The organism is Halanaerobium sp. (assembly GCF_003070835.1).
Genome location: NZ_QBLR01000025.1, coordinates 1 through 16,149, shown reverse-complemented (window position 1 = coordinate 16,149; position 16,149 = coordinate 1). Strand labels below are relative to the sequence as shown.

Here is a 16,149-nt window from a genome sequence, read left to right as displayed (position 1 = left end):
CTCAACTCCCGATGAATTTTTCTGCATAGGGAGGGTCAAATTTTTCTCCATCATTTACAAAAACTCCCTCTCTCACAACCTGTAGAGGAGAAAACTCTTTGATTTCTGGATATTTTTCTCTGAGAGCCCGGTTGAGCTCTTCTGGTCTTACATTCCCTCTACTCCCTGTAACAACTGCAAATTTCCATTTGTTTTTATCTGTTATCTCTGCAGAAAATATTCTTTTCTTTAAATCTATTTTTCTATCCGATTTTTTTCTTCTGTGTCTGATAATCATTATTTCTTCCTGATTCATAAATTCCTCTAACATTTTCCTCTCTGCTTCTAAACTTTTAGCTTCTGTATAATCAAAATTAATAGTATAGACAGCAGTATCAACTAAAGATGAAAGTGAGCGAATATCATCCGGTACTACTACCGCTTTTAAAAATTTTAAATGCTCAAGTGAGGCATCATTTAAGTCTGCCAGGAGCTTTTCCGGCTCCATTTCTTCCTCCAGCTCGAGATCAAAATACTCCCCTTTGCTGATTAAACCAACCGCAAGCGGCGGCCCAATAGCAAGATTGATCCTCGGATTATAGCCCTGAGAAAAGGCTGCCGGTAGTTCTGCTCTTCTGATAATTCTTCTTAAAGTTTTAATAACCTCTAAATGCGAAATATACATTAGATCTTCTAATTTAGCAAATTTAATCCTGTAATTCATTTGTTCTACCACCTACTAACTCTAAATCAACTTCAAAATTGCCACAGATTGCGCAGCCGTGACAGTCAGCAAATCTACAGTCATCTATTAAAATTTCCTGGTGCGCATTTTTATATTCCCGCAGTAGAAATGATTTGGGAATCCCAATATCCAGTTTCTCCCAGGAAAAAATTTCATCTTCTCCTCTTTCTCTTAAATAACTTTCAGGATCTATCTCATTTTCTCTAAAGGCTTCGCCCCAAATTCTGGGCTCAAAGCATTCGTGCCAGCCTTCAAAGCGGCTACCCTTTTCCCAGGCAGAGGTAATTACTTTAGAAAGTCTCCTGTCACCCCTGGCAAGTACTCCTTCCAGACGCGAGAGTTCCGGATCATTCCAGCTAAAAGAAAAGCTTCTTCCCTTGATGTTATCTCTTAAATAATCGTGTTTTTTTATAATCGTTTCTATATCATCCATCTTATGCCACTGAAAAGGAGTGAAAACTTTAGGAACAAAGGTTGATACACTAACAGAAACTTCTATTCGCCGCATTCTTTTTTTAGTATTTCGGCGGACTTCCTGGCCAATATTCCTTATTTTTTGAGCCATCTCTGCTATACCTTTAACATCTTCCATAGTTTCAGTCGGCAGACCAATCATAAAATAAAGCTTGATCTTGGACCAGCCATTTTCAAAAGCAGAGCGGGCTGCACTGTAAATATCCTCTTCACTGATATTTTTATTGATCACATCTCTTAAGCGCTGTGTCCCCGCCTCAGGTGCAAAGGTTAAACCAGTTTTTCTAACCTTGTTGACTTCTTCGGCCAGTTCAACAGAAAATTTATCGACCCGCAGTGAAGATAAAGAAACACTGATCATTTTGTCACTAAATCTTTCTGTCATCTGCTGCACCAGTTTTTTGGCCTCAGTATAATCGACTGTACTGAGAGAAGTTAAAGAAATCTCATCATAACCTGTTGACTCTAAAGCCTTCTCGGCCAACTCCATTAAGCGCTCAACACTTCTTTCTCTTACCGGCCTGTAGGCCATTCCAGCTGCACAGAACCGGCAGCTTCGGGTACAGCCGCGTGAAATTTCTAAAACAACTCTTTCGTGCACTGTATCACGGTAAGGAACTATAAAATCTGTGGGGTAAAAAGCCTGATCCAAATTCTGAACCACCTGTTTTTTAACCCTATCTTTTTCACCCGGGTCTGAATTTAAAGCTAAAATCTCACCCTGCTCACCATAGTCCTCACTGTAGAGTGAAGGAACATAAACTCCGGGCATTTTATTTAGCTTTTTTAGAATTTCAGCTTTTTTTAATCCCTGAGCCTTTAGATCTTTATATTTATTTAAGAGTTCGATTATGAATGCTTCTGCCTCTCCTACAAAAAAGAGGTCAATAAACTCTGCTATTGGTTCAGAGTTGAATACAGTTGAGCCGCCGGCAATTACCAGCGGATCTTCTTCTGCTCTTTCATCAGCATAAACAGAAAGACCGCTTAAATCAAGCATATTTAAAATATTGGTGTAGCTCATTTCGTACTGCAGGGTAAAACCTAAAATATCAAAATCTTTAATTTCATGATAAGACTCCAGAGTATAAAGTGGAATCTCTTCTTCTTTCATTAAATCTTCCATGTCCTGCCAGGGAGCATAAACCCTCTCCGCCAGCATATTCTCTTCTCGGTTGATTAAATGGTATAAAATCTTTAAGCCCAGGTGTGACATACCAATCTCATATACATCGGGAAAGGCCAGAGCCACTTTTAGGCTCTCAGACTGCCAGTCTTTTTGAATAGAATTCCATTCATTACCAGTATAGCGCTCCGGGCTGGAAATTTTATATAAATTTTCTATAATTTTTTTCTTATACTGCAAAAAACCACCTCATAATTTAAAACATCAATTTATTTTTCCTTAAGTTTATATTTATTACTATTGCAACTGCAGTCAGTGAGGTAAGCATAAATGTTCCCCCGTAACTGATAAAAGGCAGGGGAATACCTGTAATTGGCATAATTCCCATTGTCATTCCGATATTTTCTAAGATATGAAATAAAAACATTGCCATTACCCCGATCACAACCAGATAGCCATAGCGGTCCCTGGCATTTTCTGCTATATTTAAAAACTGCCAGAGTAAATATAAAAATAAAAGGATAACAACTGTTGAACCTAAAAATCCAAATTCTTCCCCAATTACTGAAAATATAAAGTCAGTATGTTTTTCCGGCAGGAAATTAAGCTGATTTTGAGTACCCGCAAAAAGTCCCTTACCAAAAGTTCTACCTGAACCAAGGGCAATTTTAGATTGAATTATATTATAGCCGCTGCCGTGGGGATCTATATTGGGATTTATAAAAACGATTAATCTATTTAACTGGTACTCTTTTAAAAATGGTAGTGGTGTATCCAGCGTAACATGAGCTGTTATCAGAAGTACCAGCAATAAAAATCCACCACCAAATACTGAGGCCATATACTTAAAATTACCGCCGCCAGCAAAAAGCATTACTAAATAGATAAAAAATAAAACCAGGGCAGTTCCCAGATCATTCTGTAGAATAACCAGTGCAAAAGGGATAAAGGCAATCAGTGAAGGTAAAAACATCCCTTTTAAATAGCCCATATCATCAGAATTATTGTCAATAACTGCTGCCAGAACTAAAATCAGCATAATTTTAGATAATTCTGAAGTCTGCAGGTTAAAGCCACCAATGCTAATCCAGCGGGCTCCTCCAGATACAGTTCTCCCCACAAACAGGGTAGCAGTTAACATCAAAACCATTGTAACATAAATAACTGCTGCATATTCTTTAAAAATTTTATAATCAAAAGCCTGCAGAATAAAAATAACCAGCAGTCCCAAAACAACCGAAACAGCCTGTTTTTGTAGAAATCTTAAAGCACCACTATCTACCTGGTTGATTTCGACAGCAGAACTAATGCTGACAAAACCAATAATTATTAAAAGTATTACAGCAAATGGTACATTAAAATTTAAATAACGCAGAAATTTTTTATTCCAGTTCATAATGGAGCAACCCCTCTACTTTGAACCCTTGAGGGGGAAATTTGCAACTAAGGCTGTCATATCGTCCTCTCGTTTAACATCCATTTCAATTTTTTGAGAATCAACATCTATATATTTACTCAAAACACCTATTAATTCATCACGCATTGCATCCATTTCATCTGGAGTTAATTTCACTCTATCCTGAACGAGAACAAACTGCAGTCTTTCCTTTGCTACACTCTTACTCTTTTTGTCATCACTTTTCAAACCGAGCCATTTTAATATATCGATTTTACTCCCCCCCTTATATTAAGATAAACCAACTAATTTTTTGAATCTGGTTATAAAGCTATCTTTTTCCAACGGCATCATCGGTAGATCTTCACCCATAATTCTGCGGGCAATATTGCGGTAAGCCTGACCTGCTTTAGCATTATCATTTAAGGCAATCGGTTCACCTTTATTAGTAGAAACTACAATGCCTTCATCTTCCGGAACAATACCTATTAAATCAATAGCCAGTATCTCTATCATATCATCAATACCCATCATATCTCCGCGATCAACCATATCTGCTCTAATTCTGTTGATAATAACTTCTGGATCACGCAGCCCTTCTGCTTCCAGCAGACCAATAATCCGGTCAGCATCACGGACAGCAGAAATTTCGGGTGTAGTAACAATAATTGCTCTGTCTGCGCCAGCAATTGCATTTTTAAAACCCTGCTCAATTCCCGCTGGTGAGTCAACAACAATAAAATCCATATCTTCTTTTAATTTTTCAATAAGCTCCTTCATCTGAAAAGGAGTTACAGAAGTTTTATCTCTTGTCTGTGCAGCTGGTAATAAATAAAGACCATCATAACGTTTATCTCTGATCATGGCCTGCTCAAGCCGGCAGTTATTTTCAACAACATCAACAATATCATAAACTATTCTATTTTCTAATCCCATAACAACATCCAAATTTCTAAGACCAATATCAGCATCTATCAGGCACACTTTATTCCCCTGCATTGCCAGGGCAGTACCAATATTTGCTGAAGAAGTAGTTTTTCCTACTCCACCTTTACCTGAAGTAATAACAATTGTTTTGCCTGCCAAATTTCATCCCCCCTGGATTTATCCTAAATTTTCTCAACAATAATTTGATCATCTTCTATAAATGCTCTTTCTGCCTGAAGTTTTGAACTATCACTATCATCAGGTGACCGAGCAATTAATGACGCAATTCTTAACTGGGTTGGGTTCAATTTTAAAGCTGCAACTTGAGAATCTTTGCTGCCACCTGCACCTGCATGAACCACACCCCTCAGTCTTCCAAAAACAATAATATCGCCACCGGCTATGACTTCAGCTCCGGGGTTGACATCTCCAACAATCACAACATTGGCCTGATGCTTGACTCTCTGCCCAGATCTCAGGGTTCTGTTGATAATTACTGCATCGGATTGCTGGGCATCCATCTTTTCTTCTGTTTCAATCTTTCGGGCTGTAAAATAAATTTTATTAACCTGATTATAATTCTTTACTATCTCCATCAATTCTTCCAGCTGTTCATATGCCAATTCCAGTCCACTTAAATTTAAATACAGATTAACACCTGTAAAAAAGTCAGAAGCTTCAGCTGCATGAAGACTGACAGCCTTTTTGATATTACCAAAGGTACTGCCATTACGAAAATTCATTACTATCCCATCTGAAACTGCCTGAAATGAAAATACAGAAGCCATAAGATCTCTCCTCAGTTAAACACTTTTTAATATATTCTTTAATTAAGTTCAAAGTCCTGCCTGAACTGTAAAAATACTGACTAATTAAGGGTCTTTATCCGGTTAATTAGCCGCTAGTTTCTTCCTCCTGATAATAATAAATCTTTTTCCGATTATTATGATGATTTTTGAAACCAAAATAATACTCCATAATTTCTCTAGCTATGGGAACAGAAAAAGCACTGGACTCCCCATTTTCTATAAATACCACTACAGCGATCTGTGGATTATCATAGGGAACAAAGCCACCAAACCAGGCATGGTTGGCACCTCCTGTCTGAGCAGTACCGGTTTTACCGGCAACAGTCAGTGGAAAATCATTAAAATGTCTGGAGGCTGTACCATAACTTTTATTGACCACATCATGCATTCCCTGCTGTAATGCCTCAAATACCCGGCTGTCAATTTCATCTCTGAGATCGATATTAATTTCCGGTTCAAAGTCTTTTACAATTTTACCATCAGCGTTTTTTATTTTATTTACTATCTGTGGTTTATAGCTCACTCCATCAGCCGCAATAGTAGATATTAAACTAACAATTTGAACAGGTGTTGTCAGCAGACTGCCCTGGCCAATTGACAGGTTGACTGAATCTCCTGGATACCAGCCTGTGTTAAGATGCTTTCTCTTCCACTGGTCATCAGGGACCAACCCCTTTTTTTCTGATGGTAAGTCTATACCTGTCTTGCTGCCCAGACCAAATTTGCGAGCATATTCTGCCAGTTTGTCACCATTAAATTCTTTATATAATTCATAACCGAGCTCATAGAAAACAATATTATTGGAGCGAGCAATTGCTTTAACAAAATCAAGCTTTCCCTCACCTACCGGATTCCAGTTTCTAAATGGCTCTGACCAGTTAGGGATATAAAAAGCACCATTTGAATCATAAAAAGTAGTATTAGCTCTTACTCCCAGTTCTTCCATTGCTGCAGTCCCTGTTACCAGCTTAAAAATAGAACCTGGAGGTACGGCAGTCATAGTTATTCTATTAATTAGAGGGTTTAAAGGATCATTGATTAGCTGCTGATAATCGCTGCTGCTGATCCCCTTTGCAAATAAATTCAAACTGTAATCAGGAAGGCTTACAGCACTTAAAATTCCACCTGTATCAATATCCATAACTAAAGCCGAAATTCCTGTCGGCATCGATAAATCTTCATCTTCTTCTGCCTTTTTTCTTAAGTTCTGAAAATTTTCGGCCAGCAGTTTTTCGACAGTACTCTGTAGTGAAAAATCAATATTTAAAATCAGATCACTGCCCGGCTCAGGTTTTTTAATTCCGATAGTCTTTATTTTTTCTCCTCTACTATTGACTTCTATCTGCTCAGCTCCGCGTTTACCCTTTAAATAAAATTCATATTCTCTTTCCAGACCAACTTTACCAACAAAATCACCACCACGATAATTATAACCGGCTTCATTATATGAGACCAGTTCCTCTTCATTGATCTCACCTATATAACCTGTAGTATGAACAAGTTCTGAAGGATAAATATAATCCCGCATTGAAGACTCTTTGACAAGCAGTCCGGATAAGATATCTTTGTTTTCTGCTATAATTACCATATCTTCTTTGCTTAAATGCCGTGCAAGAAGTATTGGATCTATCGCTGATTTAGGTTCTGCACTATTATAATTTGAGACCAGACGGGATTCAGCCAGACTGCTTAATTCTGCCAGCTGCTTTAAGATTTCTTCAGTTGTTCTATCTGGAGGAATTTCATTCTGCATCAGATATAAATTATAGGTAAGCTTGTTAGAAACTATAATTTCTCCCCGCCTGTCATAAATCCTACCGCGGGGGGCGTTTATTGGTCTAACAGAAATCCGATTACCTTCTGAAAGTTCATAATAATAATCTCCCCGTGCCATCTGAAGATAAGCAGCCCTGGACAGTAAAATAATAAAAATCACAAGAATAACTACTCTTAGTATTTTATGTCTGTCCACTTATATCCCATCCTCCCCAGAGAAAATAAATTAAATAAACAAAAAAGGTAATTAGGGCATTTAAAGCAGCCAGAGGCAGGATAATTTCTTTGATTAAGACTAAATAATTAGCTGCAAATAAATAATTTTCTTTCAGCAGCAGATATAATAGTTCGTGAACCACTGTCGCCATAAATACTCCTAATGGAGGAATTAATAAATTCTCAGGAAAAAAGCGGCCTGATAATAATGCAGCCAAAAAAGCAACAGCTGTTTTTACTGGTGTAAATAGGCCAATAAAAGATGTTAAAAAAACATCCTGAAAAAGACCTCCAAATGCTCCATAAATCATTGCATCTTTTGCTCCAAAAATTATAGCTCTAACTACAATATAAATAAGTATAAAGTCCGGTATGAGTCTTAAAGATGGGAAAATAACAGCCATAGATAACTGGCAGATTAAGAGAAAGAGTAATATTAAAATATTGTAAATATATTTTTTCAATTTAACCTCTCCATTATAAACATAATAAGCCTAATTTTCTTCAATTTCCTCATCTTCTTCAATTGCTTCAGCTGTTTCACTGTCCTCATTTGTTTCGTTTTGCTCTGTCTCATTGTCACCGCTGATTTCTGAATCAAAATTCTTAATCACCATTACCTCTTCCAGGGTAATATCACTAATAAATAAATTTATCTCAGCTTTCTGAGAAAGGCCGTAATTATCAGTTTCAACTTTACTAACCTCTCCGATTTTTAAACCAGCGGGAAAATTATTTGATAAACCAGAGCTTAAAATAATATCACCGGTTTCTATATCAGCATCCCAGGCTATATTGTCCATTATATTAGGCTGATCATCTCTGCCGCTGCCTCTAACCAGTCCGATCTCTCGGGATTCAGTTCGGGCAATAATACCACCTACCACAAAATCCTGATCGGTGATTAGGCGAACTTGAGCAGAATTGCTGCCCGTATTTTCTATCCGCCCGACTAAATAACCATGATAACTAACAACAGGCATTCTCTTTTCCAGCCCGTCTCTGCTGCCGCGGTTTATAGTTATGATTTTTTCCCAGACTGAAGGAGAATTAGCAATCACTTCAGCACCCTGCATCTGATAATCCACTTTTTCTTTAAAGCCGAGGAGATCCCGCAGTCTTTTGTTTTCTCGATTTATATTTTCTAAAAAAAGAATCTGCCTTTCAAGAGTACTATTTTTCTGACGCAGCTCTTTAATCTCCTGATTTATTTCATCAATTGAAAATAAAGTAATAAAGTAATTTTTAATATTTTCGACAAGATGATGAATCAGATTAAGGACAGGAGTAATTGTATTGTAAATTAGATCACTCAGCCAGTTAATAAAGGGTAAATTAAGATCGCTAAAATAAAAAAATGATACAATTATAATCAGAGTGATTACCAGAACTGCTGCAATTAAAGTATTCCTGTTAAATTTAAACAACAGGTACACCCCCTATGATAGTTTTTTGGGTGTAATTAAGATCTTTTTTAAAGAATCAATTTCTTCTAAAGCAATTCCAGTTCCTTTAGCAACACAATCAAGAGGCTCATCTGCTATATGTACCGGCATCTGAGTCTCATCAATCAGCAGTTTATCAAGACCCTGCAGTAAAGCACCACCACCGGTTAGGATAATACCTCTATCCATTACATCAGAAGCAAGTTCTGGTGGAGTTTTTTCTAAGGTCATTTTTACAGCATCAATAATATTGACAACCGGTTCTTCTAAAGCCTTCTGGATTTCTTCACCGTTAATTTCTATAGTCTTTGGTAAACCGCTAACTAAATCACGGCCTCTAATTTCTTTAACACCTTCAGGGTTATCACTGAAAGCAGCGCCAATTTCAATTTTGATTTCTTCGGCAGTTCTTTCGCCAATCATCAGGTTATACTTTCTCTTTACATACTGAACAATTGCAGCATCCATATCATCTCCACCAATTCTGATCGAGCGACTGGTTACAATACCTCCCAAAGAAATAACAGCAACTTCTGTAGTTCCTCCACCAATATCAACAATCATGTTTCCAGTTGGCTCATGAACTGGTAAACCAGCACCAATTGCAGCTGCCATTGGCTCTTCAATCAAATAGGCTTCTCTGGCTCCTGCATGGACAGCAGCATCAATTACCGCTCTCTTTTCTACTTCTGTAACTCCTGAAGGAACACAGATAATTATTCTCGGTCTAACCATTCTACTTCTCTTATGTGCTTTGGTTATAAAATAACGGAGCATTGATTCTGTAACATCAAAATCGGCAATAACTCCATCTTTCATCGGCCTTACAGCTATAATATTACCGGGGGTTCTACCAATCATCCTTTTAGCTTCATCCCCGACAGCAAGTACCTCCTGCTTATCTTTCTTTAAAGCAACTACTGAAGGTTCTCTGATTAAGATACCCTTTCCTTTAATATAAACCAGTGTATTTGCTGTCCCAAGGTCAACACCCATATCCCTTGAGAATGGTGCACTTAAAAATTTAAAAACCATTTACTTAAAACCCCTTTCAAATTATATAAAATTAATAAATTTATTCAAAAAAATTAAAACAAAGCTTTTTCCTTAAAACTTAAATATTTATCACCAGCAATAATAATATGATCCATTACTTCTATTCCAATTATTTTTCCGGTCCTGACAAGTTTTTTGGTAATACTTATATCATCAGCACTGGGAGTTGGGTCACCACTTGGGTGGTTGTGAACCAGAATCATAGCCGCACTGCTGCGTCTAATCGCTTCTTTAAATACTTCCCGGGGATGGACAATCGAACTTGAAAGCCCCCCGCGTGAAATCTCCGGGATAGCAATCACTTTATTTTTTACATCGAGCAGAATCACCCGCAGAACTTCCTGCTTTAAAAATCGCATTTCTCCGGCCAGTAGTTCTGCCGCCTGAATTGGATTACTCACCAGATCTCTTTTTTGATTTTTAAGAGCTGATATTCTTCGGCTGAGCTCAGTAACAGCATTAATCTGGGCTGCCTTAGCAGTTCCGATGCCGTTAATCTGCTGCAGTTCTTCGCAGCTTAAATCCTGAAGTCCTTCCAGACCTCCATAAAAGCTGAGTAGATCCTGTGCCAGTTCAACAGCAGTCCTCTTCTTATTTCCAGTCCTAATAATCAGCGCCAGCAGCTCAGCAGTCGATAAATATTTACTTCCTTTTTTTAGTAATTTCTCCCGCGGCCTCTCCTCAGCTGGCAGTTCTTTGATGGTGAAATTGGTCTGCAGACCTTCCATCAAAAATTAGCTCCTTTCTCTTATAAGATTCCATAATTAAATTTATCCATTAAGTCAACAAGCTGGTGAATGGGAAGTCCCATCACCGAATAATAAGATCCTTTTATTTCTTCCACAAAAAGACCTCCAAACCCCTGAATTGCATAGGCTCCAGCCTTATCCAGTGGTTCTCCAGTTTCAACATAATTTTCTATTTCGCTCTCACTAATAGCAGTCATTTTAACCTCGGTAACATTATAATCAAGATAGCTTTCGCCTGTCCGGGAATTTAAAACTGCAACCCCGGTTATAACCTGATGCTTATCTGAACTTAACTGTTTAAGCATTTTTCTGGCTTCAAATTTATTTGCTGGTTTTCCTAAAATCTGATCATTATGGACCACTACTGTATCAGCAGCAATAATCAGAGCATCCTCTACCAGTTTTGAAACAGAACTGGCCTTTTTTTCTGCCAGAACTTTGACCAGCTCCACCGGATCACTGTGGTCAAAAGCTGATTCATCAATTTTTGAAGGTACAATAGTAAATTTCAAATTTAACTGAGTTAAGATTTCTTCTCTCCGGGGAGAAGCTGAAGCTAAAACTAATTTGAGATCACTTTTTATATTATTTGCTTTTTTGATCATTAAAATTACCCCCAGTAATTGAGTACGGTAAATGTTTTAAAGTAAAAAAGCTGACCAGCCCCACTCCAAATCCAGTCGGTAAAGCAAGCAGAACTAAAAATGGAAGGTAATAAAATATTCCGCGGTTAGCAATAATAAAATAGGCAGCTGTTATTTGAGCTGTATTATGTGCAACCGCACCAATGATGCTGATTCCGATTAAAGAAAAATATTCTTTGAAAAAATAATAAGCAAGATACATTAAAAGAAAGCTTAAGATTCCACCGCTGAAACTTAAATAAAAATTGATTGTCATAAAAGTTCCTGCCAGCAGAGAGCCCAAAATGACTCTAAAAATAACAACCTGAAAAGCCGCCCCAAAACCAAATAAAGAAATGGCAATCAAAGATACGATATTTGCCAGTCCCAGTTTGGCACCTGGAACAACTGCAGAAAGCGGGAAAAAGCTCTCCACCAGGTGTAAAACTAGACCCAGAGAAATTAATAATGAAATGACTACTATTTTTTTAGTTTTTTTCATCCTACCAGCTCATCCCATCTATGTCTGAGTTTGTACTTTCCAGCCAGAGGCTTAAGGAATTAGGTACACAGACAATGATTGGCCCTTCCCTGTCAATCCAGCCAGTTTTTTCGCAGATCTTAAGCGGATCATTAGCCGGTGCCTCCTGAACTCTAACTCGACCCTGATTAACCTCTATTGTGTGGATTCCAATTGGACCTTCAACCTGAAAGACTATCGGTTCTTCATAACTGTCGCCAACTGCAACAGTTTTAATCAATTCATCTCCCTGCTGAACCTTTAAAATTAGTTCTTCACCTTCAGCAGGTGAGCCAAAATAATAGAAAGGAATCAACAATAAAAAAAGGCTTAAAATGATTACAAAACCAATCAAAATTTTATCATATAATGTTAAAATATCATTTATTTTCAATTAAATTCACCACTGATTTCTTTTTTACTACCATTACTATATATTTTAACATCTTTTACCTCTGATGTCCACACTATGAGCAAAGTCAAAAACCCGCCCTTTTAAAAGGCGGGTTTAAAAGCAATTAATAATTAATTTTCATCTTTATAAAAGACATCTACTGCATCAACATTACAGGCTTCATAACAGAGCCCACACTGAATACATCTCTCCTGATCAATCTCGTGCAGCTTTTTAACTTCTCCCTCAATTGCATCAACCGGGCAGGCTTTAGCACAGAGGGTACAGCCAACACATTTATCATTGATTTCAACTTTTTCAATCCATCTTCCCTGAAATTCAATTGTACCTGTTGGGCATTTTTCTGCACATTTACCACAGTTAACACATTTTTCGTAGTCAATCACTGCCAGATTGTCCTTCATTTCTATTGCATCAACCGGACAGACCTTAGCACAGAGGCTGCAGCCGATACAGCCGACCTCACATGTTTTGCGGACAATTTTGCCAGAGTTGTGAGAAGAACATCTGATATGTGTCTGGCCTGATAAAGGAGCCAGAGTTAGGACATTACGCGGACATTCTTCTACACATTTGCCGCAGCCTGTACATTTATCATAATCTATCTGAGGTAAACCATTTTCACTCATCTCAATAGCATCAAAGGGACAGACAGCCTCACAGTCACCAAAACCAAGGCAGCTGTACTGACATTCTTTTTCGCCACCATTAACTGAATGAGCGGCTTTACAGGTTTCAATTCCCTGATATTTTCCCGATTTAGTTGTTTCTTTAATACCACCACCACAGAGTAATTCAGCAACTACTTTATCAGAACTACCTGCATCAGCTCCCATAATATCTGCGATATCTGATGCTACATTATCTCCACCAACAGGACAGCCTCCCACTGGTGCCTCTCCATTAACTACTGCTTCTGCAAAAGCCTCACAACCTGCATAACCACAGGCTCCACAGTTAGCTCCGGGAAGTGCATCCTCAACTTTACCGACTCTTGGGTCCTGTTCAACTTTAAAATGTTCTGAAGCAAATCCCAGGCCAGCCGCTAAAAAGGCTGCCATTCCCCCCATACTAATTAAAGAATATAAATATGTTGGATTCATTTAATTTACTGCCACCTCCACTACATTGAGATGAGACCGGAAAAGCCCATAAAAGCCATTGCCATAATACCTGCTATAATCAGGGTAACTGGAACACCTTTTAATACTCCCGGTACATCGCCAAATTCTAATTTTTCTCTTAAACCAGCCATTAAAACAATCGCTAAGGTAAAACCTACACCAGCACCAAAACCAAAAACAACACTGGCAATAAAACTGTAACCGTTTAGTGGAATCAGTAAAGCCAGTCCCATAATTGCACAGTTGGTGGTAATTAGAGGCAGGAAAATACCTAAAGCTTTATATAAAACCGGACTCGTTTTCTTAATAAACATTTCAACAAACTGTACTAAAGAAGCAATTACAATAATAAAGGAAACATACTGCAGAAATGGTAAGTTAAATGCTTCTAAAATAAAAGTGTTGATCAACCAGGTTGCAGCTGCAGTTAGGGTCATAACAAAAGTTGTAGCAAGACCCATACTGAATGCTGTTTCTACCTGTTTTGACACACCTAAAAAAGGACAAATCCCTAAAAATCTAACTAAGATAAAGTTATTTATTAAAACAGTACTAATAAATAATAATAATATCTGTGTGAATTCTTCCATTATTTACCCTCCCTGCTGATTTGATTCATGATACCAACCAGAATTCCTAAAGTTATGAAAGCTCCAGCAGGCAGTACCATAATTACCATCGGGCGATACCATTCTCCCAACAGCTGTACTCCAAACATTGAGCCCATGCCAAAAAACTCTCTAATCATTCCCAGTAAAGTCAGTACCCAGGTAAAACCTAAGCCCATTCCAATTCCATCTGCAATAGCCCTGGGAGTAGAATGTTTGGAAGCAAAAGCTTCCTGACGACCTAAGATCAGACAGTTAACTACAATCAGCGGAATAAAAATACTGAGTGAAGCAGCTATCCCCGGGAAAAATGCCTTTAAAAAGTAATCCGTAAAGGTTACAAAAGTAGCTATAATAAGTATGTAACTTGGAATCCGCACATTAGCCGGAATTAATTTTTTTATTAAAGAAATAACAATCTCAGACATTATCAAAACAAAAGATGTTGCCAGACCCATAGCCAGTCCATTTGCTGATGTGTTAGTTACAGCAAGAGTTGGACACATACCAATTACCAGTCGAATAATTGGGTTTTCGGCCCAGAGGCCATTTTTAAAGTCTGCTGCAATTTGTTTAAAATCTAAAGACATTAATTTCCACCTCCATAAGCTGAATTAATTTTAGCTAAAGCATCTTCAATAATTCTGGTAGCACTTACTGAAGAAATGGTTGCTCCTGCAATAGCCTGAACCTGAGTTTCTTTAGTTGGAGGAGTTTTTACAACATTATAATCTCCAAAAGACTTGTTTTCGAAATTAGACTTAAATTCACTACCTGTAATTCTGGCGCCTAAGCCTGGTGTTTCCTGATGATTTAAAATACTTATCTTATAAATTTTATCGCTTTCTGGGTCAACACCGATCATAATTTCAATAGCGCCATTATAACCGCCACCGCTATTTTGGAAAGCGACACCGATCTGCTCACCCTGAGCATCATAGCCTTCATAAAATATATTTCCGTTCTTCTCTACCTCTTCTACTTCTGCTACATCAGGCAGAACTTCATTTATCGCCTGTTTTCTCGCTTCAGCTTGATTGGCCTGTATATAAGGTGTTGTCCACTCATAAACAAAGGTCAGCAGCAAAGCAGAAACAATACCAATAGTAGCTAGAGTTAAAATTAGATTTTTTGTGCTATTTTTTTCCATTTATCTCACCTCTCCTAAACTGCGAGGTCTGGTATATCTGTTAATTAAAGGAACTGCTGTATTCATTAATAAAATACTGTACATTACACCTTCTGGATATCCACCCCAGAGTCTGATAATTACTACCAGAAGACCGGCTCCGATACCGAAAATCCAACGTCCCAACTTTGTTGTTGGACTGGAAACCATATCTGTTGCCATAAATAGGGCACCCAGCATTAAACCACCAGCAAAAAGATGAAAAATTGGATCTACACCAAAGGCAAAAGTACCTAAAAACACTGTTCCCACCATTGCCAGAGGAATTCTCCAGTTAACATAGCCCTTATAAAGGAGGTAAGCAAAACCTAATAGTAAAGCTAAAGCAGATGTTTCTCCTAAAGAACCACCAATTTGACCGACAAAAAGATTCCAGGTATCAGTTGCAATTCCGTCCATCTTCATCTGACTTAACGGAGTTGCAGTAGAAACACCATCTACAGTCCAGGTTGTCATTAAAACTGGATAGGCTGCTGTTAAAAAAGCTCTACCAACTAAAGCAGGGTTAAAAGGATTTTGACCAATCCCACCAAAAACCTGTTTTCCAAGTCCAATTGCTACCACTGAACCAAAAAAAGCTGTCCAGAGTGGTATAGAGGGTGGCAGAGTCAGTGCCAGAAGCAAACCGGTTACAACCGCACTCCCATCTTTAACCGCAATTTTTTTATTTCTTATTTTTTGAAATATGTATTCAGTTAAAACCGCACCAGCAACAGCTGTCAGAATCACTGAAATTGCTCTTGCTTTAAAGAAATATACCGCAGCAAAAACTGCTGGCAGCAGAGCAATAACAACTGACCACATGATTTTTTGAACTGAATCACGGGCTCTGACATGTGGTGAGGATGTTACAATTAGTTCATTATTCATTATTGATTATCCTCCTTAATTCTCTTCTCTTTTTTTCGCCATTACCTGTGCCTTACCAAGACGCAGATGATGTACCAGAGGTATTTTAGCCGGACAGACAAA

Annotated in this window: 19 protein-coding genes; all 19 read right to left on the bottom strand. The window is 37.9% G+C overall.

The window, feature by feature from the left end; all coding sequences use genetic code 11:
* Position 1: 1 nt before the first annotated feature.
* The 19 genes from CI949_RS04725 to CI949_RS04635 all read right to left on the bottom strand — a co-directional run bounded on the left by CI949_RS04725 (position 2) and on the right by CI949_RS04635 (position 16,047).
* Positions 2-703, bottom strand: a complete 702-nt coding sequence (locus CI949_RS04725) for a TIGR03936 family radical SAM-associated protein (RefSeq protein WP_290763402.1) — start codon at positions 701-703, stop codon at positions 2-4.
* Positions 687-2,564 carry a TIGR03960 family B12-binding radical SAM protein gene (locus CI949_RS04720; RefSeq protein ID WP_290763400.1) on the bottom strand — a complete coding sequence of 626 codons (1,878 nt, stop codon included), beginning with the start codon at positions 2,562-2,564 and terminating at the stop codon, positions 687-689. Before CI949_RS04720 ends, CI949_RS04725 begins: the two co-directional genes overlap by 17 nt.
* A gap of 16 nt (positions 2,565-2,580) precedes the next feature.
* The gene (gene rodA / locus CI949_RS04715) at positions 2,581-3,720 is read right to left on the bottom strand and encodes a rod shape-determining protein RodA (protein ID WP_133530088.1); all 1,140 of its coding nucleotides are present in this window, start codon (positions 3,718-3,720) and stop codon (positions 2,581-2,583) included.
* 15 nt (positions 3,721-3,735) lie between these two features.
* Positions 3,736-3,969, bottom strand: a complete 234-nt coding sequence (gene minE, locus CI949_RS04710) for a cell division topological specificity factor MinE (RefSeq protein ID WP_243733931.1) — start codon at positions 3,967-3,969, stop codon at positions 3,736-3,738.
* Positions 3,970-4,011: 42 nt separating this feature from the next.
* Entirely contained in the window at positions 4,012-4,806 is a 795-nt protein-coding gene (minD, locus tag CI949_RS04705; protein WP_133530087.1) for a septum site-determining protein MinD, read from the bottom strand.
* 23 nt (positions 4,807-4,829) lie between these two features.
* Positions 4,830-5,435, bottom strand: coding sequence for a septum site-determining protein MinC (minC, locus tag CI949_RS04700; RefSeq protein WP_133530086.1), 606 nt, complete (start codon positions 5,433-5,435; stop codon positions 4,830-4,832).
* 106 nt (positions 5,436-5,541) lie between these two features.
* The gene (gene mrdA / locus CI949_RS04695) at positions 5,542-7,428 is read right to left on the bottom strand and encodes a penicillin-binding protein 2 (RefSeq protein ID WP_133530085.1); all 1,887 of its coding nucleotides are present in this window, start codon (positions 7,426-7,428) and stop codon (positions 5,542-5,544) included.
* A complete protein-coding gene (mreD, locus tag CI949_RS04690; protein WP_133530084.1) occupies positions 7,415-7,912 on the bottom strand; it encodes a rod shape-determining protein MreD in 498 nt (165 codons plus the stop codon). The genes mrdA and mreD overlap by 14 nt, the downstream gene beginning before the upstream one ends.
* 30 nt (positions 7,913-7,942) lie before the next feature.
* The gene (gene mreC, locus CI949_RS04685) at positions 7,943-8,875 is read right to left on the bottom strand and encodes a rod shape-determining protein MreC (RefSeq protein WP_133530083.1); all 933 of its coding nucleotides are present in this window, start codon (positions 8,873-8,875) and stop codon (positions 7,943-7,945) included.
* 12 nt (positions 8,876-8,887) lie between these two features.
* Positions 8,888-9,928, bottom strand: a complete 1,041-nt coding sequence (locus tag CI949_RS04680; protein WP_133530082.1) for a rod shape-determining protein — start codon at positions 9,926-9,928, stop codon at positions 8,888-8,890.
* A 53-nt stretch (positions 9,929-9,981) separates the two neighbouring features.
* Positions 9,982-10,677 (bottom strand): DNA repair protein RadC, encoded by a 696-nt coding sequence (gene radC / locus CI949_RS04675; RefSeq protein WP_133530081.1) that lies wholly within the window; start codon positions 10,675-10,677, stop codon positions 9,982-9,984.
* A gap of 20 nt (positions 10,678-10,697) precedes the next feature.
* Positions 10,698-11,303, bottom strand: coding sequence for a nucleoside triphosphate pyrophosphatase (locus CI949_RS04670; protein WP_133530080.1), 606 nt, complete (start codon positions 11,301-11,303; stop codon positions 10,698-10,700).
* Positions 11,284-11,823 (bottom strand): Gx transporter family protein, encoded by a 540-nt coding sequence (locus tag CI949_RS04665; RefSeq protein WP_133530079.1) that lies wholly within the window; start codon positions 11,821-11,823, stop codon positions 11,284-11,286. The genes CI949_RS04670 and CI949_RS04665 overlap by 20 nt, the downstream gene beginning before the upstream one ends.
* Position 11,824: 1 nt before the next feature.
* A complete protein-coding gene (locus tag CI949_RS04660) occupies positions 11,825-12,235 on the bottom strand; it encodes a NusG domain II-containing protein (RefSeq protein ID WP_133530078.1) in 411 nt (136 codons plus the stop codon).
* Between the two features lie 131 nt (positions 12,236-12,366).
* Entirely contained in the window at positions 12,367-13,359 is a 993-nt protein-coding gene (locus tag CI949_RS04655; RefSeq protein WP_290763379.1) for an RnfABCDGE type electron transport complex subunit B, read from the bottom strand.
* Positions 13,360-13,379: 20 nt separating this feature from the next.
* Positions 13,380-13,970: an electron transport complex subunit RsxA gene (gene rsxA / locus CI949_RS04650; protein WP_076545240.1), complete on the bottom strand. Its 591-nt coding sequence runs from the start codon at positions 13,968-13,970 to the stop codon at positions 13,380-13,382.
* Complete coding sequence (locus tag CI949_RS04645) at positions 13,970-14,578, bottom strand: electron transport complex subunit RsxE (protein ID WP_133530076.1); 609 nt, start codon at positions 14,576-14,578, stop codon at positions 13,970-13,972. The genes rsxA and CI949_RS04645 overlap by 1 nt, the downstream gene beginning before the upstream one ends.
* Positions 14,578-15,138, bottom strand: a complete 561-nt coding sequence (locus CI949_RS04640) for an RnfABCDGE type electron transport complex subunit G (protein ID WP_290763375.1) — start codon at positions 15,136-15,138, stop codon at positions 14,578-14,580. The genes CI949_RS04645 and CI949_RS04640 overlap by 1 nt, the downstream gene beginning before the upstream one ends.
* Positions 15,139-16,047, bottom strand: a complete 909-nt coding sequence (locus CI949_RS04635; RefSeq protein ID WP_133530074.1) for an RnfABCDGE type electron transport complex subunit D — start codon at positions 16,045-16,047, stop codon at positions 15,139-15,141.
* Between the last annotated feature and the right edge of the window lie 102 nt (positions 16,048-16,149).

Coding starts and splice junctions, on each gene's coding strand:
- CI949_RS04725 (WP_290763402.1), bottom strand. CDS start 703: ATGAATTACAGGATTAAATTTGCTAAATTAGAAGATCTAATGTATATT.
- rodA (WP_133530088.1), bottom strand. CDS start 3,720: ATGAACTGGAATAAAAAATTTCTGCGTTATTTAAATTTTAATGTACCA.
- minC (WP_133530086.1), bottom strand. CDS start 5,435: ATGGCTTCTGTATTTTCATTTCAGGCAGTTTCAGATGGGATAGTAATG.
- CI949_RS04680 (WP_133530082.1), bottom strand. CDS start 9,928: ATGGTTTTTAAATTTTTAAGTGCACCATTCTCAAGGGATATGGGTGTT.
- radC (WP_133530081.1), bottom strand. CDS start 10,677: ATGGAAGGTCTGCAGACCAATTTCACCATCAAAGAACTGCCAGCTGAG.
- CI949_RS04670 (WP_133530080.1), bottom strand. CDS start 11,303: ATGATCAAAAAAGCAAATAATATAAAAAGTGATCTCAAATTAGTTTTA.
- CI949_RS04665 (WP_133530079.1), bottom strand. CDS start 11,823: ATGAAAAAAACTAAAAAAATAGTAGTCATTTCATTATTAATTTCTCTG.
- CI949_RS04655 (WP_290763379.1), bottom strand. CDS start 13,359: ATGAATCCAACATATTTATATTCTTTAATTAGTATGGGGGGAATGGCA.
- rsxA (WP_076545240.1), bottom strand. CDS start 13,970: ATGGAAGAATTCACACAGATATTATTATTATTTATTAGTACTGTTTTA.
- CI949_RS04645 (WP_133530076.1), bottom strand. CDS start 14,578: ATGTCTTTAGATTTTAAACAAATTGCAGCAGACTTTAAAAATGGCCTC.
- CI949_RS04640 (WP_290763375.1), bottom strand. CDS start 15,138: ATGGAAAAAAATAGCACAAAAAATCTAATTTTAACTCTAGCTACTATT.
- CI949_RS04635 (WP_133530074.1), bottom strand. CDS start 16,047: ATGAATAATGAACTAATTGTAACATCCTCACCACATGTCAGAGCCCGT.